We start from the raw sequence: 22,525 nt of genomic DNA, 5'->3' as shown, positions 1-22,525 counted from the left end.
TTTATTGGGTTCAACGATTGAACGCGGCCTTGATGCTGTCCAGCACCACGTCCAGCGGAGCGTCCGTTCTGGCCACTGTGATGAGTACCTCACCGCCCGGGGTGGCACTCAGTGCGCTGGCGGCACCGAGCTCCAAGGCCGTCGCGGCATCCCCACTGGCACTGGGTGTCACAACCGTGCCACGGCGTCGCACCCCGCTCGGCGGGGTGGCCCAGAAGGTGCCCCGGATCACCTCGAAGGAGTGTTCCAGCTGGGCTTCCACGTCCCCGTGCCCGCCGGCCCGCAGCCAGCGCCGCAGCACGTGGTTGTGGGCCGCGACCACCGCGGCCGCCGAGACCTCGGCGAGCATCGAGTCGTCGTCACCGCCGTGCTGCCAGGTGGCCGGAATGGTGTCGGAGGCGTCGAAGCGCCCGAGCAGGTAGCGGGTGAAGAGCCGCTCGTAGCGGGCCACGACCGCGATCTCCCGCTCGCGCAGCGCCGGGACCTGACGGATCAACTGGTAGCGGGCCACCGAGACCGCGGGCGTGGAGGCGTACATCCGCAGCACCTCCTTGATGCCGCGGCAGACCACGTCCAGCGGGTGCTCGTCGGGCTCGGCGCTGGCCAGCAGGTCGGCCACCCGGACCAGGGTGTCGTCGTGGTCCGGGAAGATCGCCTCCTCCTTGGACCGGAAGTACCGGAAGAAGGTGCGCCGGGCCACCCCGGCGGCGGCGGCGATCTGATCGACCGTCGTCTCCTCGTAGCCCTGGGTGGCGAACAGGTCCATCGCGGCCGCCGCCAGGTCCTGACGCATCTGCTGGCGCTGGGCGGCCGCCCGGCGGCTGCCGGGGCCGTGGTCGGCGACCGTACGGGCGTCCTGCTCGGCGGATGACTGTTCGCGCTCCATGCCCGGAACGCTACCCGACTGGACGGTGGTGGCCGGTCCGCTTTGCGGCATCCCCCGGCGCACCGGGCCGGTGGGGGCCGCGACCGCGGGCCGGGGCCAGCGGGCCGAGACCGCCCCCGGACCCCAGACCGCGTGCTGCGGCCCGCCCGGCGCCGGCGCCGGCCCGCCTTGCCCCGAGCTGGTCACCGGCGTGCGTGGTCGCGGAACCCGCGACCCGTCTTGCGGCCCAGGCAGCCGGCCGCCACCAGGTGCTCGAGCAGCGGCGCCGCCGCCAGGCCGGGCTCGCGGAACTCCTGGTGCAGCACCCGCTCGATGGTCAGCGAGACGTCCAGGCCGACCACGTCCAGCAGTTCGAACGGGCCCATCGGATAGCCGCAGCCGAGCTTCATCGCGGTGTCGATGTCGTCCACCGTCGCGTAGTGCTCCTCGAGCATCCGCACCGCGTCGTTCAGATAGGGGAAGAGCAGCGCGTTGACGATGAAGCCGGCCCGGTCGCCGCACTCCACCGCGTGCTTGCGGACCTTGCCGCACAGCTCCAGCACGGTCGAGGTGACCTCGGGCGCGGTCAGCACGGTGGAGACCACCTCGACCAGCTTCATGGCCGGCGCCGGGTTGAAGAAGTGCATGCCGATCACGTCCTGCGGCCGCGAGGTCGCGGTGGCGCAGCTGATCACCGGCAGGCTGGAGGTGGTGGTGGCCAGCACCGCGCCGGGCTTGCAGATCTTGTCCAGGGCGGCGAACAGCTCGCGCTTGACGGCCAGGTCCTCGGCCACCGCCTCGAGCACCAGGTCGGCGCCGGACAGGTCGGCGAGCTGTCCGCTCGGGGTGACCAGGTCCAGCGTCGCGTCGCGCTGCTCGGCGCTGAGCCGGCCCTTGGCCACCGAGCGGTCCAGCGAACGGGTCAGCTGGGCCTTGGCCTTGTCGGCCTTCTCCTGGCTGCGGGCGACCAGGGTCACCGGGTAGCCGGCCTTGGCGAAGACCTCGGCGATGCCGGTGGCCATGGTGCCCGAGCCGCAGACGCCGACGCTCGCGACCGTGCGTCCGGCCACCCGGGCGGCCGCGGCGGCGCCGGCCCCGGCGACCACCTTGGAGGAGCCGGGCGCCTCGTAGCTGTAGAAGCCGCGGCCGGTCTTGCGGCCCAGCAGGCCGGCGTTGACCAGCTGGCCGAGGATCGGGGCCGGGGCGTGCAGCCGGTCCTTGGACTGCTCGTACATCGCCTCCAGCACGGTGCGGGCGGTGTCCAGACCGATCAGGTCGAGCAGCGCCAGCGGGCCCATCGGCAGGCCGCAGCCCAGCCGCATCGCCGCGTCGATGTCCTCGCGGGTGGCGTAGCGCGACTCGTACATCGCGGCGGCCTGGTTGAGGTACGCGAAGAGCAGGCCGTTGACCACGAAGCCGGCCCGGTCACCGGCGGCCACCGGCTCCTTGCCCAGCTCGCGGGCGAACTCGGCGGCCTGATCGGCGACCTGAGGATCCGTCAGCACGCTGCGGACCACCTCGACCAGCTTCATCGCGTGCACCGGGTTGAAGAAGTGCAGGCCGAGCACCCGCTCCGGGCGGGCGGTGGCGGCGGCGATCCGGGTCACCGAGAGCGAGGTGGTGCCGGTGGCCAGCACCGTCTCCGGCGGGCAGATCCGGTCCAGCGCGGCGAAGAGTTCGCGCTTGAGCTCCAGCTGCTCGGGGATCTCCTCGATCACCAGGTCGGCGCCGGCGGCGGCGTCCAGCTGGTCGCCGACGGTGATCAGCGCGAGCAGCGCGGTGCGCTCCTCGGCGGTCAGCCGCTCGCGCTCCACGGCGTGCGCGGTGGCCTCCTCGATCCGGGCCAGGGCGCGCCCTGCGGCGGCGCCGTCGGCCTCGATGCCGATCACCCGGCGGCCGCTGCGGGCGATCGCGACGGCGATCCCGGCGCCCATGGTGCCGAGGCCGACCACGGCGACGGTGGGGAACGGGCGGATGGTGGTGGCGGTGGTGGGTTCGGGAGCCTGCATCGTTGCTGGTCCTTTCGGGAAAGCCGGACGGCCTGACCGGAAGGACGGTCAGGGGTGGGCCGTGGCTGAGCGCACGTGAAGGGTGATCGCGGAGCTCGGCGGTCGGCCGGTCCGCTCCGGCCGTACCGCGAGATGTCCGCCGGTTCGGTGAAGACCGGACCGGTGAAAGGAGATTCGGTCCCGTCGGGGCTGATCGCCCGGGGCCGTGGAAAGCGCACCGACCGCACGCATGACGCGCGGCGCCCCGCCGGTGCGGCTCCCGAAGCCCGGCGGTGGTGCGTGCGGTCACTGTAGCGAAGTTACTGCCAAGTAGGAAGACCCTCGACGCGAGGAACAGTGCTTCACACAACCGGCTGCGGGGCGCCCCGCCCGCCGGTGCTCGTCGTCAGCCCGCGGCCGCGAGGACCACCCTTCCGGGTAGTTCCGCTCGATGTCCGAGCGCGTCAGCATGGGTGGTATGAGTACGACCGTCGCCGCCCAGCAGCCCGCCGAGCCCGCCGAGACCCTGTCGGTTCCCGCGGACGCGCGGGCCGAGCGCGCGGCCCGAGCGCGGGTCGCCGCAGCCCGGCTCGCCGCCGAGGGTGTCGCGGGCGTGATGCTCAGCTGGGTCGACAACGCCGGGCTCACCCGGGTCAAGACCGTCCCGGTCCGCCGCCTGGAGCACACCGCCGCCTGGGGCGTCGGCGCCGCCCCCTGCTTCGACGTCTTCCTGGTCGACGACTCGATCACCACCAGCCGCCACATCGGCGGGCCCGCCGGGGACCTGCGCCTGATCCCCGACCTCGGCCGGCTGACCCGGCTCGCCGCCCAGCCCGGCTGGGCCTGGGCCCCCGCCGACCGCTACGCCCAGGACGGCACCGCGCACCCCGGCTGCCAACGCCAGTTCGCCCAGCGGATGGTGGCCGCCGCCGGGCTGCGCGGGCTGGAGGTGCGGGCCGGCATCGAGGTGGAGTGGGTGGTCGCACTGGCCGGCCCGCCCGAGCAGCCGCCCGTGTACCCCACCCACGGCCCCGCCTACGGGATGCACCGCGTGGTCGACATGTCCGACTACCTGCGCGACCTGCTGCAAGCACTCGACGAACAGCAGCTGACGGTCCTCCAGGTGCACCCCGAGTACGCACCGGGCCAGTTCGAGGTCTCGGTGGCCGCCGAGAGCCCGGTCGGTGCGGCCGACACCACCGTGCTGGTCCGCCAGACCATCCGGGCGGTCGGCCTGCGGCACGGGCTGCGCACCTCGTTCGCCCCGGCCGTCGAGCCGGACGCCGTCGGCAACGGCGGCCATCTGCACCTGTCCCTGTGGCGCGGCGAGCGCAACCTCGGCCAGGGCGGCAGCGGGCCCTACGGGCTGACCGGCGAGGCCGAGTCCTTCCTGGCCGGCGTGCTCGCCGAGCTGCCCGCCCTGCTCGCGCTCGGCGCGCCCAGCCCCGCCAGCTACCTGCGCCTGGTCCCGCAGCGCTGGGCCGGCGCCTACCAGTGCTGGGGCCTGGAGAACCGCGAGGCCGCGCTGCGGCTGATCCCCGGACCGCCCGGGGAGGGGGTCGGCAGCGCCAACGCCGAGCTCAAGTGCTTCGACGCCGCCGCCAACCCCTATCTGCTGATCGGCGCCGCGCTGGCCGCCGGCCTGGCCGGGATCGACGCCCGCCGGGTGCTGCCCGTCGAGGTCCCCGGCGATCCGGCCGCACTGTCCGAGGGCGAGGTCCCGCGCCTGCCCGGCAGCCTGCTGGAGGTGATCGCCGAGTACCGCGCCTCGGGCGTGCTGCGGGAGGCGCTCGGCGATCCGCTCTACGAAGCGGTGCTGGCGGTCCGTCAGGGCGAGCACGAACTCTTCGCCGACAGCACCCCGGAGCAGCTCGCGGCGGCCGCCCGGTGGCGGTACTGAGGTGCTGCCGTTGATCGACCACCACTGCCACAGCGTGGTGGTCGACGACCTCGGCCCGGAGGCCTTCCGCTCACTGCTCACCGAGTCCGACCGTCCGCTCGCCACCGATCCCTTCGACAGCGCGCTCGGCTGGGCCGTCCGCCGCTGGTGCCCGCCGGCCCTCGGCCTCGCCGCCCATGCCGGCGCCGAGGAGTACCTGGATCGGCGACGTGCCCTCGGACCGGTTGAGGCCACCCGACGACTGCTCACCGCAGCCGGGCTCGGCGCGCTCCTGGTGGACACCGGGCTCACCGCGGCCGCCGGGCAGCCGCTGGTCCCGCTGCCGGAGCTCGGAGCGCTCGCCGGCGAGGTACCCGTGCGGGAGATCGTCCGGCTGGAGAGCATCGCCGAGGCGGTGGCCGCCCGCGCGCCGTCCGCTGACGGCTGGGCCACGGCGCTGACCGACGCGCTCGCCACCGCGCTTGCCCCGGCCGTCGCGGTGAAGTCGGTGCTCGCCTACCGCCACGGCCTCGACATCCCCGGGGACCGGCCCAGCACCGCCGAGGTCGTCCGGGCCGCCTCCCGGTGGCTCTCGTCCCCCGCCGCCGCCCCCGCCGCCCCTCTGCTGCCTCCCCCTCCGCTGCCTTTTCCTCCCGGCTGACCGACCCCGTCCTGCTCCGCCACCTCCTCTTCACCGCCGTCGACCTGTGCGCCGCCCGCCGCCAGCGCCTCCCGCTGCAACTCCACACCGGCTTCGGCGACCCCGACCTGACCCTGCACCGGGCCGACCCCGCGCTGCTCACCCCGTTCATCCGCGCCGTCGAGCCCACCGGCGTCCCGCTCGTCCTGCTGCACGCTTACCCCTACCACCGCCAGGCCGGCTACCTCGCCCAGGTCTTCCCGCAGGTCCACACCGACCCCGGCCTCACCCTCAGCCACACCGGCCCCCGCGCCGCCACCGTCCTCGGCGAACTCCTCGAACTCGCCCCCTTCGGCAAAGTGCTCGCCTCCACCGACGGCTACGGCCTCCCCGAACTCCACCTCACCGGCGCCGCCCAGTTCCGTCACGCCCTCGCCACCCTGCTCGGCGAGTGGCAAGCCGCCGGCGCCTGCACGGCGGCGGACGGCGACCGACTGACCGCGCTGATCACCGCCGACAACGCGCGGGTGCTCTACGGCCTCTGACAACCCGCCGGTCGATCACCGCTCTGGTAGGACTATCAGCCTGATTTCTGGCCGGTTCTCGACCGGCTCACAGCTGGGCCGTGAGTTTCAGCCGATCGCCGTTCGAGTCATTCTGCCGTGTGCTTGCGGCTGCGATAGCTTGATCTTGGCTCACACCACTGAACACGGGGAGTTCTGACCATGCGTCAAGCCGTTCGCCGCCGCCTTGCCGGCGCCGCTCTTACTCTCGCCCTCGCCGCCGGACCCGCCCTCGCCGCTGCACCGGCGCACGCGGCCCCGGTCTCGGCCGGCGTCCCGACCTTCAGCGATGTGCTGCGCTCGGTAGAGGTGGACTGGGCCGAGGGCCACTGGAACTGGACCGCCTGGAACGACAGCACGCCGGTCGCCTTCGGCGCCGACCAGCCGGACTACCAGTGCGCCGAGTACGTCGCCCGGGCGCTGGCCGCCGCCGGCCTGGTCCCCGGGCTCGGCCCGGACGACTCGCAGGACGACTACTTCCACTACACCGCGCCCAACGGCGTCACCTACGACCTGCTGCTGATCAGCGACCTGCCGCAGTACCACAACCTGTATGACTACCTGATGGACAGTCAGCTCGGCACGGACATCGGTGACCACCCCGAGCAGGCCCGTCCGGGTGACGTGGTCGTCACCTACGCCGGCCCGGGTGGCGGCAAGAGCCACACCGGCCTGGTGGCCACCGCGCCCGACGGCGCGTCGGAGGCGACGGTGGACGCCCACAACCGCGCCCGCCAGCACTACGGCTACCACTACTACGCGCCCTCGCACCTGGTCCGGATCGAGCCGCTCGGCCTGCTCGACGGCTTCGAGAACGCGCAGCTGGCGGCCCCCAAGCCGGCTACGAAGTCGGCCCCGAGGGTAAATGCGCCCAGGGCCACGGCTTCGCAGTTCGACCGGATGGACCCGGCGGGCCCGCAGGGCTGACCCGCTCCCGAGCGCCGCACCGGCCCGCCTCCCCACTCAGGGAGGCGGGCCGTCTGCTTGCTCCGGCACACCCCTGCCCACTCCTGCCGCAGATTCATCTGCTCGTGCTCTTGTGTGATTCATTGCCGGGTCAATACCTTTCGGTTACTCGAGCGCGGGGCCACCAGCCGCCGCGTCGACGTCAACTCGGGAGGGCCAACCCCTATGGGAGTTCGTCGAATTCACCGGCTGCGCGGGGGCGCGGCCGGCCTCGCTCTGGCCACGCTGGTCGCGCTGGCGGTGCCGGCCTTCGGTGGTACCGCGGCGGCGGCACCGGCGAAGGCCGAGACGCCCGGCGCCACCGGTCCGCTGCTCAGCTACGTGGTGAACACCAGGGCCAACCACGGCCAGGTGCAGAAGGCCGAGCGGGCCATCACCGCGGCCGGCGGCATCGTGGTCCAGGCGTACGAGCAGATCGGGGTGGTGATCGCCCGGTCCACCGACACCGCCTTCGCGGCCAACCTCCGTACCCGCAACGGGATCGAGTCGGTGGGTGCGACCCGGACGGCGGGCATCCTGGCCGGCGACGTGGAGACCACCGAGGTGGTGGACTCGCCGCCGACCGCTCCGGCCGACGGCAGCGAGCCGCTGGAGGCCAACCAGTGGGACCTGCGCCAGATCGGCGCCGACCAGGCCCACCAGGTCACGTTGGGCAGCCGCAACGTGGTGGTCGGGGTGCTCGACTCCGGCATCGACGCCACGCACGAGGACCTGGCCGCCAACGTGGACCCCTCGCTCTCCGCCTCCTGCATCAAGGGCGGTGTGACGGACACCAGTTGGCAGTCCTGGCAGCCCACCGCCAGTGACCACGGCACGCACGTCGCAGGCACCATAGCCGCGGCCAAGAACGGCAAGGGCGTCGTGGGCATCGCGCCGAACGTGCGACTGGCCGCGGTGAAGGTGGTGGACGACGGCGGGTTCATCTACCCGGAGTACGCGGTCTGCGGCTTCGTCTGGGCGGCCGAGCACCACTTCAAGGTGACCAACAACAGCTACTACATCGACCCCTGGCTCTACAACTGCCAGTCCGACCCGGACCAGGCGGCGATCGTCACCGCGGTCCGCCGCGCCGTGGCGTACTCGCAGGACAACGGCGTGCTGAACGTCGCGGCGGCCGGCAACTTCAACACCGACCTGGCGCACAAGACCACCGACCCGACCAGCCCCGACGACACCACGCCGGGCACCCGGCCGGTCGACAACACCTGCCTCTCGCTGCCGGCCGAGCTGCCCGGCGTGATCGCGGTCTCCGCGGTGGGCAGCAAGGGCGACAAGTCCTTCTACTCCAGCTACGGCGCGGGCGTGATCACCGTGGCCGCCCCCGGCGGCGACTCGCGGTTCCAGCTGCCCGACACCCCCGACCACAACGGCCGGGTGCTCTCCACCGTCCCCGGCAACAAGTACGGCTACAAGCAGGGCACCTCGATGGCCACCCCGCACGTGACCGGCGTCGTCGCGCTGCTGGCGAGCGCCCACCCGTGGGCAGGCCCCGAGGCGCTGACCGCCCTGCTCACCGCCGAGGCCCACCCCATCGCCTGCCCGGCCTCGTTCAACCCCGGCGGCGACGGCGCCTGGCAGGCCACCTGCGAGGGCTCGCTCTTCGACAACGGCTTCTACGGCCACGGCCTGATCGACGCGAACGCGGCGGTCCGGTTCTGAGCTGAGTCGCCTGTTGGTGTGCGCGGGAAGTCGACCCGGTCGACTTCCCGCGCACACTGCATCCCCGGCGCCCGTGTCCTCGGGGCGGGCTCCCTCGTTGCCCCAGGCATGAAGAAGCGCAGCATGCTCGCCGTCGCCTCCCTCGCCGTCGGCGTGGTGGCCTCCCTCGCCGCCCCCAGCGCCAACGCGGGCACCGACGAACACCGTACGAGCGCGGCCCCCGTCACCGGCGGAGTCGACACGACGGCCAACGGCAACGAGATCGGCCCGCTCAACGAGGTCAAGAGCACCCTCGGCCTGCTCGGCGGACTCCCGCACGTGTAGATTCCGGGCCATGGACGTCCGCTGGATCCACGGTTCCCCCTCGGCCAAGCACGACGCCGACCCCGAGATCCAGGTGTACCGCTACGACGAGCGCACCGTGATCCTGCGGCAGAACAAGTCCGTCAACTACGAGGCGCCCTTCCTCTACCTCCTCCTGGGCGAGCAGCGCGCGGTGCTGATCGACACCGGTGCCACTGCGTCGGCGGACTTCTTCCCGCTGCGCCGGGTGGTGGACGAGCTGCTCGGTGGCCTGCCGCTGCTCGTCCTGCACACCCACGCCCACGGTGACCACGTGGCGGCCGACGGTCAGTTCGTCGACCGCCCCGACACCGAACTCGTGCCCGCGGACCGGGAGTCCGCCTGGCGCTGGTTCGGCTTCGGCTCCGACCCGGACCGCGTCGCCACCGTCGACCTCGGTGGCCGGGTCCTGGAGTGCCTGGCCACCCCCGGCCACCACGAGGCCGCCGTCACCTTCTACGACCCGGCCACCGGCTTCCTGCTCACCGGCGACACCGTCTATCGCGGCCGCCTCTACGTCGACGACTGGCCGGCCTTCACCCGCACCGTCGACCGCCTGATCGCCTTCACCGACACCCGCCCGGTCACCCACGTCCTCGGCTGTCACATCGAGATGACCACCACCCCGGGTGTCGACTACCCCATCCGCACGACGTACCAGCCCGACGAGCCGCCGCTGCAGATGACGGTGGATCACCTCCACCGGATCCGCGCCGCCATCAGCGAGATCGGCGACCGTCCGGGGCGGCACGCGTACCCGGATTTCGTGATCTGCCGCTGATCAGCAGGGCTTCTGGTAGGCGGTTCCGGGAGCGTAGCGCTGCCACTGCGCGCTGGTCACGGAGCTGCCGACGTAGGAGCACAGCCGGTCGGCGAGCTTGGCGGGGTCCGTGTCGTAGATGTGTACCTCTGCACTGTCGGCGACGAGCAGTTGGGTGCGCGTCGGAGAGAACATGACCGCCTCGACGTAGCCGGACGCGACCTCGATGGTGTTCCTCAGCGCCGGGGTGGTCAGGTCGTGGATGTCCCACAGCTGTATCGGTTTCCCGCTGCCCCAGACGGCCATGAGGTTGTCCGGGCCGAAGTCGATCTCGCTCACCTTCCCGACGGTGGAGATGGTGGTCAGGAACCGGGGCTCCGCCCGGTGGGTGATGTCCCACAGGCTGACGGAATTGTCGGCGGGTCCGGTTGTGGCAAGCAGGTTGCGATCGGTGTTCAGGCCCAGGATTCCACCGGTCGCACCCGGGACCACCGCCGCCGACTTCTGCCGACCGCCCGAGAATTGGAGCAGGTGGACCACCTGGCCCGAGCCGGCGGCGTTCGTGCCGGTCACCACGGCGGTGGTGTCGTCGTTCTCGACGAGGTAGTTCAACGACGGATCGTCGAGCGACAGCATTTGGTCGGGGACGGGGTGCGCGGGGTCGTTGAGGTTCCACCACTGAATCCCGCCCTTCTTGACCAGGAAGGCCGCACTGCCGTCGGCCAGCAGTCCCGCCGGGCCGGTGGGGGCGTCGGCGGCGGGTATCGACGCGGTCTCCACGGCGTTGGTCGCGCCGAGGATGTGCCACAGGTGCAGCTTCTGATCCGGGCCCAGCACGGTGACCCGGTCTCCGGAACTGTCCGGCACGACCATGGCCGGCGCATTGCGGAACACGCCTTCGCCCTCCGCGATGCTGCCCAGGGATGCGCCGCGGGCCGGGTGCGTTGGGTCGTGCAGGTCCCAGAGTTGGACCGTGTTGTCGTTCGCGACGGTCAGCACGGTGGTCGCCGCGAGGTAGTCGATCAGTTGGTCGTTGACCGGGATGGTCCCGACCCGTACCGGTGAGGCGGACCGGGAGAGGTCCCAGACGCCCACCGAGCTCTGATCCGGGGATGAGCTGGGCCCCGCCACGTTCGCCAGCAGCAGGTGTGCGTCCGGGCTGACGGCCCACCAGGCGGCACTGGGAATCGTGACCCCGCTGACCGTCGGCAGTGCCGATCGCCACTGCCGTACCGATCCGTCGTCGTCGCCGGTCAGCAGGGCGCCGGCGGGTGTGTAGGCCAGCGAGAGGGTGCCGAAACCGTCCGTGCCGGTGCAGACCGGTTCGAGTGTGGTGCTGCGCTGGTCCGGCGAGACGTCGACGTAACACTGGCTGCCCGTTGCGTGGTTGGTGTCCTCGCCGCCGAACTCCAACCGATGGCCGTCCGGGCTGAACGCCGCCGCTTGCAGGTCGAGCAGGAAGTCGTCCTGCAGGTCGACACTGACCTGGGCCGGGGAGCTCGGGTTGGCGAGGTTGAACAGGCCGAACGCGTTGTCCCCCACCGCAGCCAGCAGTCCGCCGTCCGGGCTGAAGGTGACGCTGCGGTAGCCGGTCTGGATGGTCGCCACGCGGGGCGGGGCGGTCGGTTTGCTGACGTCCCACAGCTGGGTGGCGCCGCCCAGGATCGTCGCGGCCAGCAGGTTGCCGTGCGGGGAGAACGCCACACCGGCCAGCGCGGAACCCGACCGCGTGGTCGGGGTGGGCAGTTCGGCCAGCAGGCTGGGACTCGCGGGCTGCGTGATCGACCACAGCAGGGTGACGCCCGTCCGCGAAGCGGCGGCCGCCATCGTGCCGTCCGCGCTGATGGCCATCGACGTAATGGCGACGGTGCCGCCCGGGGCGTCGGCGGGCAGCGGGAGTTGCGCCGTGACCGCCGGGTGCCGCGGGTCGGCCAGGCTCCACAGGCACATGCCCGCAGGGCACGGACCGGCCAGGACCTTCCCCCCGGGGGCAATCGCCACGCCTTCCAACTGCGCCTGGACGGTCGCGTCCAGAATCGGGGCGGCGGGATCGGACAGGTCGAGAATCCGCACGTTCCCGTCCGTGGTGACGGCGGCGGCCAGTGGACCGTCCGGCTGGGTCGCAAGGATCATGATCCCCTTGCCGGGGCTGTCGACCACCCGGTCGAGCGTCGTGTTCAACGTCGAGTACAGGCCGGCGACGGCGTCCGGGGTGGCCGAGGACCGGAAACCGGCGATCGCGAACTGCCCGGCCAGTCCAGGGTCGGCATCTCGAAGCGCGCTCGCGTCGGCGGTCAGGGTGTTGGCGCGGATGAACGCCGCCTTCTGCGCGGCGGTGGTCCGCTGATGCACTGCGTCGTCGTGCTGGAGGAACCCGATCACCAGGGCCGAGGCGGCGGTCAGCACCAAGGCGGTGAACAGAGCGGTCCACCTGAGTCGACGGCGGCCCTTGGCCCGTTGGTGGGCGGCGCCGCGCGCCAGATAGTCGCGTTCGGCATCGCTCAGGGAGTCGGCGCGGTCGCTCTGCCAGGCCTTCGCGCCTTCCAGGGCGGCGGCTGCCGGCAGCAGATCGTCGGTGTGCTCGCCCTGCTGCCAGCGGGCCAGGTCGTATCGCAGCGACTCACGCCAAGCCAGGAAGGAGCGGTCCGTGGCGACCCATCCGGCCAGCTTGGTCCAGCCGGTGATCAGCGCGTCGTGGGCGATCTCGACGGTCTCCCGGTCCTCGACGCGCCCGACGACCAGCAGCCGGGTCGCGGCCAACCGTTGAGCGATGTGCCACTCGTCCTCGCCGAGCTCTGATCGCAGCGCGACCCTGCGGGTGGCGGTCGCCGCGCCGATCGGGAGCCGGAGCAGCCTGGTGAACAGGCGCTGCGCCGCCTGCTCGTCCTCGCGCGGGACGTTCTCGGTCCAGACCCGCTCGGCGTAGGCGCCGAGTGCTCCGGTGACGCCGCCGAGCTCGTGGTAGGCCCTGAGGGTGAGCCGGCCGCCGGTCTGCCGGTGCCACAGCAGGTCCAGGGTGAAGCCCAGCAGTGGCAGGGCGCCCGGCTCGGCACCGGTGTCGGCAAGGATGCTTTCCACCAGGCCCGGCTCGTAGTGCACGCTGGGGATGGCCTCGATCGGCGCGACGATGCTCTCGCGCAGCTGGGCGGGCCCCATCGCCCCGAGTGCGTAGACCTGGCGGCGCAAGGTCGCCGGTAGGGCGGGGTGTGCGAGGGCCGCGTCCAGGAAGTCGGCCCGCAGCGTGGCCAACACCCGGACTGTCTCGGGCAGCTCCTGGTCGAACAGAACCGCGGCGAACTTCTCGATGTCGTCCGTGCTCCAGGTGAGCAGCTCTTCCAGCTGGTCGATGACGACGAGCAGCCGCGGCCGGCCCTGCCGGCCTGCCAGCAGTTGGGCGGCCACGTCGGCCAGTCCGTGCCGCCGGGCCAGCTGTGCGGTCAACTCCGGGATCCGCGCGAGATGTTCCAGCGTGGACCGGCCCGGTTCCAGCAACGGCAGCAGCGCGGCGGCCAGCGCCGCCAGCGGGCTGCTGCCCAGGGAAGGTCGCACACTGACCGCGACGGCGCCGGTGGCCCGCACCAGCGGTATCACCCCGGCCATGGCCAGCGAGGACTTGCCGGAACCCGACGGCCCGACGACCAGGGTCCAACGGTCGCGTGCGACCAGGGCCGCGACCTCGTTGCTCTCGGCCGTTCTCCCGTGGAACAACGCCGTGTCCTGCTCCTCGAACGCCGCCAGGCTGCGGAACGGGGTCGGCGGCATGGCCAGCTCGCGCAACTCGGGCCAGGCCTGCGTCAGCCCGTCCGAGGGGATCAGATAGCTCACCGGAGGTTCGCCGGACTCGGCGACGACCACCATGCCGACCACGCCGCCGAGCAGGTCGTCCCAGACCGGGCCGCCGCTGAACCCACCGGAGACCCGGTACCCGCTGCTCGCTGCGAGATCGGTCTGGATCCAGCCGTTCGCCTGCCGAGCGCGCAGCAGACCCGAGTGCCAGACCCCGCCAGGGCGGCCCACCGGGAACCCGTACGCCCGTGCCGAATGCCCCCAGACCTCCTTCGTCTCGACCAGCCGGACCGGTCGGGTGCCCGGCACGGCTTCGGTGAGCCGAAGCACCGCCACGTCCCCGCCATGAGACGGCTCCGAAGGTACGAACTGCTCGATGCTCGCCGCGACCGCGCCACTACCCGGGAGCAGCGGGAAGTCGACCTGCAGCCGCGCGGAGGGCTCAGGGCGCTGGGTCTCCGCCGTGCCGAGCGCGGCGGAGACCACATGGGCACACGTGACAGCCAGGTCGGGACCGACCAGGAATCCCAGACCCACCGGCTCCCCGTCCCGGTCGAAGACCCGGACCACAGCCGCCCCCAACACCTCCGTGCCCAAAGCATCGTGCGGCTGCGGCGTCCCCTCGGACGAGGTCACGGCGTCAGCCCTCCGAGCTCTCGGAGCCTTCGGAACCTTCCGGGCTCTCGGGGTTCTCGGGGCTCCCTGGACGGGGTCGATGCCAGGTCAGCGAGACCTGGAAGTGGGCGTTCGCGGCGGTACTCGAGATCACCACATCCGCCGCGGCGGACAGCGAGAGCCCGAACTCGACGGATATCTCGTCCGGAGCGACAGCCATCCCTCGGAACCCGTTGACGAATTGCTCGGCGACCGGCCGCACCCCGGCCACCATCTCGCCCAGCGACCGAGTCGCCCGCGCGACCACCTGCCCGGGCCGAGCCACCTTGACCAGGCCGTCCGGCATGGTCTCGATGCTGGCCTTCACGATTTCCAATGCACCGTCAGCACCGGTGACCGGTACCTCCACGAAGTAGGTCACAGTCCGCCACGCCCCGTCATCAAGATGCCTGCACTGCCAGTGTCCGAGCCAGGCTTTCCGATTGCTGATGCACTGTCAACCAACTTGGGCGATCCCAGAGGCGACTCAACTGACATATGGTGCAACAGTTTTGCATCGCATCGAGGAGTGTCTGATAGCCGGGTGCTGGGGATCGCCGGGCTCGGGGTGTACGGGCTGGTGGCGCCGCACCACCCGGCCGCTGCGAAGAGCACGGTGGCGCTGAGTCCGTCGACCGTCTACCCGCAACAGGTCAGCTGCTACACCCTGGTCGCCGAGAAGGCCAACCCCGACTGCACCGGGCCGGACACCGTGGCCCCCACGCTGGCGGGCCTGATCACGCACAGCCATGGCTGCGCGGGGGTCGACCTGGCGCTGTACCGTGACGCCGACGGGAACGAGTACAACCTCGTGTTGTTCACCAGGTCGCAGGTGGTGCCCACAAGCGGGTCGCCGGGCTTGAGCGTTGGGGACATCGCCATGCTGGCGGTGTGGGTTATGCGGTAGGGGGCGAGGGCGTAGACGCCGCCGGCCACCGTGGTGGCGACACCCAGGCCGTCGGTGGTGCGCTCGATCCGGTTGATCCGAGTGCGGTGGGTATGGGTCAGCGTGCCAAGCCGTGCCTGTATCAGGCCTTTGCGCTTCCGAGCACGTCGGACGCGGTCGGCAAAGAACTCCGCGATCGACTCCGTCGGGTCAATTCCCTCGCTCATGCGTTCACTTCCTTCCTTGCATCACAGGAATAAGCTCCCGCCCTCTTTAAATCGTAGTCGCACACTGCAACGCTTGGGGCACAGTCGGTGACATTGCCCAGTTACAGAAAGCGAGCCCCGCCATGCCCTCCATCTACCAAGCCGCCACCGCCCCCCAGCGCGCCGCTGCCGCTGACGCCCAGCGTGAGCTGATTCTCGCCCTCGCCTCGGACGGCATCATCACGCCCTCCATCTGCCTCGACCAGCCCTCCTCCCTCACCGGCAATATGTTGGTCCAACTCGGTTGTGTCCAGCCGGAGGTGGCGCTGCGGATCGCGGCGCTGATCCGGCGCGGAGTCGCGTGTGCGCACCACTGATCCCTGGCAGTTGCTCCTCCGGGAGTGGCCGAGCCGATCCCGTCGAAGAAGCATCCCTTGCCCCCTGCTCTGGCCCAACTTCCCCCTCTATGAGAGAGGGTGAGTCGCCCGTGAAATCAACCCGCACCGCACCTCCGCGATGGCCGTGTGCACCTCATACCTCCACCCGGTCACCGACTAGTGGCCGGCCTGCCGGTGCCCGCTCTGCGCGCCGCCCCCGTTGTTCGATGGCTCGGGTACGAGCTGAGCGTCACGCTTCTGTGCCAATCGCCGGACTGCCTTTCGACACCCGTTAACCGGGGCAAGACTCGATCTGTCGGGGGCCGACAGGATCGGGGTCGAACATGCCAATTCACTTGGTGCGAACGAGAGTTCGAACGAGACGGGGAGGTGCGCTGCTCGCCGTCGGGCTGCTGGTGGTGGGGACGGCGGTCTGGTTGCTGGCCGGCGGGTGGGCGGCCGACCCGGCGGCGGCGGAGCCGCTGCTGACCGACGCTTCGCTCGGCGGGTTGTTCCGGGTCAGCGCGCCGGGTACGGGGGACGTGACCGATGGTGGTCTGGTGATCAGGGTGGCCACCGGCAAGTCGCTCACGCTGCTCGGGCTGACGCTCGCCGACGGCGACGCGCCGGTCCGACTGACTTCTGCCGAGCCGCAGTTGCTGCCGGTCGACGCGGACGCGAAGCAGGCGGTGGGCGTGCGGCAGGGGCAGCCGAGCATGCTGGACGCAGGCACTGGGGCACAGCTGCGACCGCTGGCGGGCGCGACGGTGTCCGGTAAGGGCTCTGGGGCGTACGAGATCCTGCTCGCCCTGCACACGCCCGCCGCCAACGGTGCTCCGTGGCACGTCAGTAGCGTCACCGCGACCTTCCGGGTCGGCTCCACCGTCCGGTCGCAGACCTTCCGGCACGATCTGACGGTCTGCGCGGTCGGCAACCGGAACCCGTGCGGCGACACGGCCGGAAGTTCGACGACAACGGTCCAGGGCCACGGGGTGGTCTGCGACACGGGCATGTCCAGCCAGGTGAGCGGCAAGCCGGTGGACGCCTGGCTGGCGACCGATCAGCACAGTCCGCTCTGGCAGGGCAGCGGCGGTCAGATCAACTGGTCCACCACGCACTCGGCGAGCTTCACCGTCACGGCCTCGGCCAGCGCGGACTTCCACGAGGAGGTGGGCTTCCCGTTCAAGCTCCTCGACGTGCAGGTCTCCGCCGACCAGCACTTCGGGATCAGCATCACCTCGAAGACCACGACCACCACCACCTGGGCGCAGCAGGTGACGGTTCCGCCGAGCGCCCAGGCGCGCCGGGTCACCGTCTTCGTCAAGGGCTGGGCGCTGCCGACCACGACCACCACGGTCAACCGCGACTGCAGCAGCACGTCCTACTACGGCACCGTCTACGCGCCGGCCAACGGCGTCAGCACGACGGACGGGAGCACGGACTACTGCCTCGCCCTCGACACCTACCCGGGCCTGCTCGACCTCGGGCCCACCTGCCACGCGGAGTAGGGCACCGAGAGAAGCAGCTCAGTGCCCGTGCAGGTCCGGTACCTGCTGCAGCCAGGCCGGCCGACCGGCCTGGCTGCGCGCCCGGGCGGCCGCCTCCGCCGAGCGCAGCTGCTCCTCCGTCGCGAACTCCCGCGGCAGCCACCGCTCGGAGACCGCGGCACGGGCTGCCAGGTGCTGCACATAGGCCTCGCGCAGCTCGTCGACGGTGGCGAAGCCGTCCTCGGCCGGGGTGAGCCACTCCTCGGGTACCAGCGCCACCACCTCGCGCAGCAGCGCCTCGGTCACCTTCGGCGCCAACTCGGCGTCCGCGTGCGCGACATCGGGTGCGTACGGGCCGAGCGCGTGGTTCTCCATCGGATAGCCGCGGTCGATCGAGGTGAGGTGGGTCGACCAGCGGTGGTGGAAGACCAGCCCGGCGCCGTTGTCGATCAGCCAGAGCCGCCGGTGCCAGACCATCAGGTTCGGGTTGCTGCGGGTGCGGTCGACGTTGGCGGTCAGCGCGTCCAGCCAGACCACCCGTCCGGCTTCGACCCGGTCGACCGCCAGGGCCTCGCCGGGCCTGAAGTCGCGTGAGCCGGGCAGGTAGTCCATCCCCAGGTTGAGGCCGGCGCTGGCCTTCAGCAGGTCCTGGATCTCGGGGTCGGGCTCGTGCGCGGCCACCGCCGGGTCGAAGTCGACCAGCACCAGCTCGGGGATCCGCAGGCCCAACCGGCGGCCCAGCTCGCCGACGATCACCTCGGCCACCAGCGCCTTGTGGCCCTGCGCGGCGCCGGTGAACTTGACCACGTAGGTGCCCAGGTCGTCGGTCTCCACGATGCCGGGGACCGAACCGCCGGCCCGCAGCGGGTCGAGATAGCGAAGAGCCTTCACCGAAGTCAGCACAGCAGTCAGCCTAAGCTGGGCGGGCCCAACGCATCGACTGTTATAGGAGCAGCCCCATGGCCCAGGTCCACGCCCGCACCGAGCGGACCTACACCGCCACCCCGGAGCAGGTGTACGAGGCGGTCGCCGACTACAGCACGGTCCGGCCGAAGCTGCTGCCCGCGCAGTACAGCGAGTACGAGGTGCGGGCCGGCGGGATCGGCGCGGGCACCCAGGTGCACTGGAAGCTGCAGGCCACCGAGAAGCGGGTGCGGGACTGCCTCTTCACGGTCAGCGCGCCCACGGCCGGCACCCTGGTGGAGACCGACGCCAACTCCTCGATGGTGATCACCTGGACGGTCGCCGCGGCCGCCGCCGCCGGGCAGACCACGGTGGCGATCGAGACCACTTGGCAGGGCGCCGGCGGCATCGGCGGCTTCTTCGAGCGCACCTTCGCGCCCAAGGGCCTGAACCGGATCCACGACGAGGTGCTGGCCCGCCTCGAGAACTACGTGAAGTGAAGTACGTCGGCCAAAGCAGGCTGAAGTAACGGACACCCGTACGACCCGCCAGCCGTACGGGCGAACCCCGACCCCTGGCGGGTGACGGCGCACGGATCGCCACCCGAAGCCACCCTAGGCTCGCGGCCGTGCATCTGACGATCCTTCATGTCTCCCAGCCGGTGGACGGCGGCGTCGCCCGAGTGGTCACCGATCTGGTGCGCGGGCAGCGCGCGGCCGGCCACCGGGTGCTGGTGGCCTGCCCGCCCGGCGGCCGGCTCGGGCCCGAGGCGGTGGCGGCGGGGGCCGAGTCGCTGGACTGGCCGGCCCGCCGCTCGCCGGGGCCCAGCGTGACCGCCGAGACCGCCCGGCTGCGCCGCCTGGTCCAGCAGGTGGCCCCCGACCTGGTCCACCTGCACAGCGCCAAGGCCGGTCTGGCCGGCCGGCTGGCCGTGCGGGGGCGGCTGCCCACCGTCTTCCAGCCGCACGCCTGGTCCTTCGCCGCCGCCACCGGGTCCCTCGCCACCGCCAGCATCCGCTGGGAGCGGTATGCGACGCGCTGGGCCAGCTCGGTGCTCTGTGTCAGCGAGCAGGAGCAGCTCGACGGCGAGGCGGTCGGCGTCGAGGCCGCGTTCACCGTGGTGCCCAACGGGGTCGACCTGGCCCACTACGCGCCGGCCGAGCGCCGGGCCGCCCGCCTCTCGCTCGGCCTCGACCTGTCCGAGCCGCTGGCCGTCTGCGTGGGCCGGCTCTGTCGGCAGAAGGGGCAGGACCTGCTGCTCGCCGCCTGGCCGGCGGTGCTGCGCCGGGTGCCGACGGCCCGGTTGGCGCTGGTCGGCGGCGGTCCGGACGCGCAGGCGCTGGCCGCGCAGGCGCGGGCGCTGCCGGAGCCGTACCGGGTGCGGCTGACCGGTGACGTACCGGACCCGCGCCCCTGGTTGGCGGCCGCCGATCTGGTGGTGCTGCCCTCGCGCTGGGAAGGGATGGCGCTGGCCCCGCTGGAGGCGATGGCGATGGCCCGGCCGGTGCTGCTGGCCGATGTGCCGGGGGCCCGCGAGCAGTTGCCGCCGGCCCAGCGGGAGGGTGGGCTGATCCCGGTGAACGATCCGGCCGCGCTGACCAACGCGCTGGCGGCGGCGCTGTCCGAGCCGCTGGACTGTGCCCAGCGCGGGGTGGCGGCGCGGGGCTGGGTGACGGGCCGTCATGACATTCGCACGGTGGTCGCTCGGGTGTCCGAGCTGTATCAGAAGTCGATCATCGCGGGCCAGTCGACTCCCCGTGTCCCCGCGCGGATCTGATCGTTTCTCAGGCAGTCAACTTCTCTGTCCTGCACGTGGCCGAGGTTGTTGGCTCGGTCGTCCAGGACGTTGATAGCTGCTCAGCCGTGCCCGGTACGAGGGGGCGCGGTCGGCCGCAACGCTCTATGCCACTTTGGAGGTGGGTTCGAGTTGGGGCATGTTGACGAAGGCCCACGCCGAGCGTGCGCGGTTGCGCACATTGACCCCGGCGACGACATCGGCGGGCCCAGCGAGACCGCACCGACGACAACAGAACCAATCCCGACTTGGACGGTTCCTGCGGGAGACATGCCGACAGCGCGGGCACGTCTGGGAGGTGTAGGCCGCGTCCACCATGAGCACGGGGACGCCCTTGCGGGCGGCCTTGTAGGCGACGTGCTCGCCGAGCTGGTGGAACGGCCAGGAGGAGAGCGCGGCCCGCTGGTGCTGGTGAGGCCGTACCCGGTCGCGGATCGTCCCGAGGTCTTCCAGGGCGATCCCGCGTCCGGTGCGTTCGCCAATCGATACCGTCCCTGCGTCGTGCCGCCAGGACAGCAAGCGGTCGTCGTACGGCTGTGCTGCATCGGAGCGGAAGGCGATCGGCTTTCCTTCGGCCTTGCAACGGCGTTTGGAGGCGGGGCCGCCGAGGTTTCCGGCCCGCACGCTGGCGCGAAGCGTCGTGTAGGCGTCGACGACCTTCTTCACGGTCCGCACCGCGGCCTGCGCTCCCAGCCCGAACTGCGCTTTGAGGTCCGCGTATACGAGCTTCTGCAATTCGTTGCGGGAGAACGCCTTCTCCTTGAACGCGACCACCGACGCCGCGTCAGCGGCCTGGTTGCACGTAGACAGGGTTGCGCTGAGCGCCGCCGCCTGCTGGGCGGTCGGCAACAGCTTCACCTGCACCACGACCTTCACCCTCGCAAGGTAACAAGAGGGACTGACAATGTCCGCCGACCGCCAGTCGAGCGCACGCGTTTCCGTCTGATTCGGCGTTGCCCGTGGCTTGCCCGGGACTGAGTGAATCTCCAGATGAAGGCCCAAGCGCGGACCCAGTCGAGACTTAGTCAGAAATTCATATTAATAGGCGAGTGGAATGAAATGGCAAGTCAACTTCCGGAAATGTAGCCGATGTTCGGTAATGTCTGATTTCGCCTGCTTCTTTCTGATTAATTGCAAGAACGATGAGCAGGTGGGCACACCCGGTACCGGGAATCCCGGGTACACAGCAGGGGAGTTCGTGCGCTGATGACCATTGACCACGAGAGCGTGCCGCGGCCTGGGCGAACCGCGGCCAACGGCCGGCGGCTCGCAACCGAGGTCCTCGACCGGCCCGCCCGGCCCACTCAGCCGCGCACCGCAACCCAACTGGGCCGGCACCGCCGGCGTCTGCGCTCGCGGGCCGCGCTGCCGCTCGGGCTGCTCGTGGTCGACCTGGTCGCCGCCTGCGCCGGGTCGCTGGCCTGCGCCACCGGTCCCGCCCACCCGCTGAGCACCGCCGCGGCCGTACTGCCCGTCCTGCTGCCGCTCAACCTGGCCGCCGGCCTGTACCGCACCCGGATGACCCCCTCCGCGCTGGACGAACTGCCCGCGCTGGCGGCCCGCGCGGTGGTCGCGCTCGCCGTCGCGGTCACCCTGGCAGGCTGCCTGCCCAGCGCCTGGCCCAGCTGCGGCCCGACCGGCTGGCCCCGACTGCTCGCCCTGCTCACCGTGCTGGTCACGCTCGCGCTGCTCGGCCGCACCCTGCTCTACGGACTGCTCCGCCGGGTCCGGCGCCGCCACCCGGTACCGGTGCTGCTGCTCGGCGCCGGACCGCTCGGCCAGCGGATCGCCACCGCGCTGCTGGAGCGGCCCGAGTACGGCATGCGCCCGATCGGCTTCCTCGACCCGTCCCCCGTCCTGCTGCCCGGTGACTCCCGGCTGTCCGGTGACTCGCGGCTGCCGGGCGACTCCCGGCTGACCGCGCCGGTGCCGGTGCTCGGCGGCCGCGAGGTGCTGGAACGCGAGGTCCGCCGGCACGGAGTGCGCCGCCTGATCGCCACCGCCGGCGCCTCCGACGAGCAGGAGACCGCCGTCGCGCTGCGCGAGGCGGTCCGGCTCGGCTGCCAGGTCTGGCTGGTCCCGGCGCTGCGCGAGCACGGCGCGCTGGAGCCGGGCATCCGCCGCACCGCCGACCACCTCTGGGGCTACCCCTGCCTGCGGCTGCCCCGCCCCGCGATGCGCCGACCCAACTGGGCGGTCAAGCGAGCACTGGACATCGCCGCCGCCGGGCTCGGCGTGCTGCTGCTCTCCCCGGTGCTCGCCGCCTGCGCGGTCGCCGTGCGCTTCGACACCGGCAGGGGCGTGCTGTTCCGCCAGCAGCGCACCGGACTCGACGGCCGGGTCTTCACCGTGCTCAAGTTCCGCACCCTGCGCCCCAGCAACGAGCACGAGTCGGCGACCCGCTGGAACATCTCCCAGGACCACCGGATGGGCGCCGTCGGCCGGTTGCTGCGCCGCAGCTCGCTGGACGAACTCCCGCAGCTGTGGAACGTGCTGCGCGGCGACATGACCCTGGTCGGCCCGCGTCCCGAACGCCCGTACTTCGTCATGCGGTTCAGCCAGGCCTACCCGGAGTACGCCGACCGGCACCGGGTCCCGGTCGGACTGACCGGTCTGGCCCAGGTGAACGGGCTGCGCGGGGACACCTCGATCGAGGACCGGGCCCGCTTCGACAACCGCTACATCGAGAGCTGGAGCCTCTGGCTGGACGTCAAGATCCTGCTGCGCACCGCGGCCCTGATGCTCCGACCCGACGGGAGCTGACCCACT

The 22,525-nt window shown here is 71.7% G+C and carries 19 protein-coding genes; 13 read left to right on the top strand and 6 right to left on the bottom strand.

Translation table 11 applies throughout. The annotated features are described in order from the left end of the window. Positions 1-10: 10 nt before the first annotated feature. On the bottom strand, positions 11-886 hold the full coding sequence (locus tag BR98_RS09880) for a TetR family transcriptional regulator (RefSeq protein WP_035841769.1): 876 nt from the start codon (positions 884-886) through the stop codon (positions 11-13). A gap of 182 nt (positions 887-1,068) precedes the next feature. After that, on the bottom strand, positions 1,069-2,874 hold the full coding sequence (locus tag BR98_RS09875; protein WP_035841767.1) for a 3-hydroxyacyl-CoA dehydrogenase family protein: 1,806 nt from the start codon (positions 2,872-2,874) through the stop codon (positions 1,069-1,071). A 457-nt stretch (positions 2,875-3,331) separates the two neighbouring features. Here BR98_RS09875 and BR98_RS09870 point away from each other — a divergent pair, with 457 nt between their 5' ends. The 7 genes from BR98_RS09870 to BR98_RS09845 all read left to right on the top strand — a co-directional run bounded on the left by BR98_RS09870 (position 3,332) and on the right by BR98_RS09845 (position 9,683). Next, complete coding sequence (locus BR98_RS09870; protein WP_083976208.1) at positions 3,332-4,753, top strand: type I glutamate--ammonia ligase; 1,422 nt, start codon at positions 3,332-3,334, stop codon at positions 4,751-4,753. A 10-nt stretch (positions 4,754-4,763) separates the two neighbouring features. Further along, the gene (locus BR98_RS42280) at positions 4,764-5,393 is read left to right on the top strand and encodes a hypothetical protein (RefSeq protein WP_324606665.1); all 630 of its coding nucleotides are present in this window, start codon (positions 4,764-4,766) and stop codon (positions 5,391-5,393) included. Beyond that, the gene (locus tag BR98_RS42275; protein WP_324606664.1) at positions 5,318-5,917 is read left to right on the top strand and encodes an amidohydrolase family protein; all 600 of its coding nucleotides are present in this window, start codon (positions 5,318-5,320) and stop codon (positions 5,915-5,917) included. The genes BR98_RS42280 and BR98_RS42275 overlap by 76 nt, the downstream gene beginning before the upstream one ends. A 180-nt stretch (positions 5,918-6,097) precedes the next feature. Further along, positions 6,098-6,862 carry a hypothetical protein gene (locus BR98_RS09860; RefSeq protein ID WP_035841765.1) on the top strand — a complete coding sequence of 255 codons (765 nt, stop codon included), beginning with the start codon at positions 6,098-6,100 and terminating at the stop codon, positions 6,860-6,862. Between the two features lie 204 nt (positions 6,863-7,066). Next, positions 7,067-8,560 (top strand): S8 family peptidase, encoded by a 1,494-nt coding sequence (locus tag BR98_RS09855; RefSeq protein ID WP_051969526.1) that lies wholly within the window; start codon positions 7,067-7,069, stop codon positions 8,558-8,560. 108 nt (positions 8,561-8,668) lie between these two features. Beyond that, complete coding sequence (locus BR98_RS09850) at positions 8,669-8,884, top strand: hypothetical protein (RefSeq protein ID WP_157537568.1); 216 nt, start codon at positions 8,669-8,671, stop codon at positions 8,882-8,884. 10 nt (positions 8,885-8,894) lie between these two features. Then, complete coding sequence (locus BR98_RS09845) at positions 8,895-9,683, top strand: MBL fold metallo-hydrolase (protein WP_035841762.1); 789 nt, start codon at positions 8,895-8,897, stop codon at positions 9,681-9,683. On the opposite strand, the gene BR98_RS36185 is transcribed toward BR98_RS09845, so the two are convergent. Together BR98_RS36185 and BR98_RS09835 are read right to left on the bottom strand one after the other, a co-directional pair. Continuing rightward, on the bottom strand, positions 9,684-14,084 hold the full coding sequence (locus BR98_RS36185; RefSeq protein ID WP_083976206.1) for an nSTAND1 domain-containing NTPase: 4,401 nt from the start codon (positions 14,082-14,084) through the stop codon (positions 9,684-9,686). A gap of 4 nt (positions 14,085-14,088) precedes the next feature. After that, a complete protein-coding gene (locus tag BR98_RS09835) occupies positions 14,089-14,430 on the bottom strand; it encodes a CU044_2847 family protein (protein WP_232247311.1) in 342 nt (113 codons plus the stop codon). 201 nt (positions 14,431-14,631) lie between these two features. Between BR98_RS09835 and BR98_RS36180 the strand changes: the two genes are divergently transcribed. From BR98_RS36180 to BR98_RS09820, 3 genes are all read left to right on the top strand, one after another. Then, entirely contained in the window at positions 14,632-15,009 is a 378-nt protein-coding gene (locus tag BR98_RS36180; RefSeq protein WP_157537566.1) for a hypothetical protein, read from the top strand. Positions 15,010-15,337: 328 nt separating this feature from the next. Next, positions 15,338-15,571, top strand: a complete 234-nt coding sequence (locus tag BR98_RS09825) for a hypothetical protein (RefSeq protein ID WP_035841756.1) — start codon at positions 15,338-15,340, stop codon at positions 15,569-15,571. A 359-nt stretch (positions 15,572-15,930) separates the two neighbouring features. After that, complete coding sequence (locus BR98_RS09820; protein ID WP_157537565.1) at positions 15,931-17,079, top strand: hypothetical protein; 1,149 nt, start codon at positions 15,931-15,933, stop codon at positions 17,077-17,079. Positions 17,080-17,097: 18 nt separating this feature from the next. On the opposite strand, the gene BR98_RS09815 is transcribed toward BR98_RS09820, so the two are convergent. Further along, positions 17,098-17,961 carry a HipA family kinase gene (locus BR98_RS09815; RefSeq protein ID WP_035841752.1) on the bottom strand — a complete coding sequence of 288 codons (864 nt, stop codon included), beginning with the start codon at positions 17,959-17,961 and terminating at the stop codon, positions 17,098-17,100. Between the two features lie 56 nt (positions 17,962-18,017). On the opposite strand from BR98_RS09815, the gene BR98_RS09810 reads away from it, so the two are divergent. Both BR98_RS09810 and BR98_RS09805 read left to right on the top strand, forming a co-directional pair. After that, entirely contained in the window at positions 18,018-18,461 is a 444-nt protein-coding gene (locus BR98_RS09810) for an SRPBCC family protein (RefSeq protein WP_035841750.1), read from the top strand. 128 nt (positions 18,462-18,589) lie between these two features. Beyond that, positions 18,590-19,738 carry a glycosyltransferase gene (locus BR98_RS09805; RefSeq protein ID WP_035841748.1) on the top strand — a complete coding sequence of 383 codons (1,149 nt, stop codon included), beginning with the start codon at positions 18,590-18,592 and terminating at the stop codon, positions 19,736-19,738. A 123-nt stretch (positions 19,739-19,861) separates the two neighbouring features. Here BR98_RS09805 and BR98_RS09800 read toward each other — a convergent pair whose 3' ends face one another. Then, positions 19,862-20,632 (bottom strand): zinc ribbon domain-containing protein, encoded by a 771-nt coding sequence (locus BR98_RS09800; RefSeq protein ID WP_063774731.1) that lies wholly within the window; start codon positions 20,630-20,632, stop codon positions 19,862-19,864. A gap of 330 nt (positions 20,633-20,962) precedes the next feature. On the opposite strand from BR98_RS09800, the gene BR98_RS39155 reads away from it, so the two are divergent. Then, positions 20,963-22,519, top strand: a complete 1,557-nt coding sequence (locus tag BR98_RS39155; RefSeq protein WP_035841746.1) for a sugar transferase — start codon at positions 20,963-20,965, stop codon at positions 22,517-22,519. Positions 22,520-22,525: the final 6 nt, after the last annotated feature.

The sequence above is a fragment of the Kitasatospora azatica KCTC 9699 genome (assembly GCF_000744785.1).
Classification (GTDB): Bacteria; Actinomycetota; Actinomycetes; order Streptomycetales; family Streptomycetaceae; genus Kitasatospora; species Kitasatospora azatica.
The sequence above is the reverse complement of the archived record's forward strand: the minus strand, read 5'-3'. Positions and strand labels throughout refer to the sequence as shown.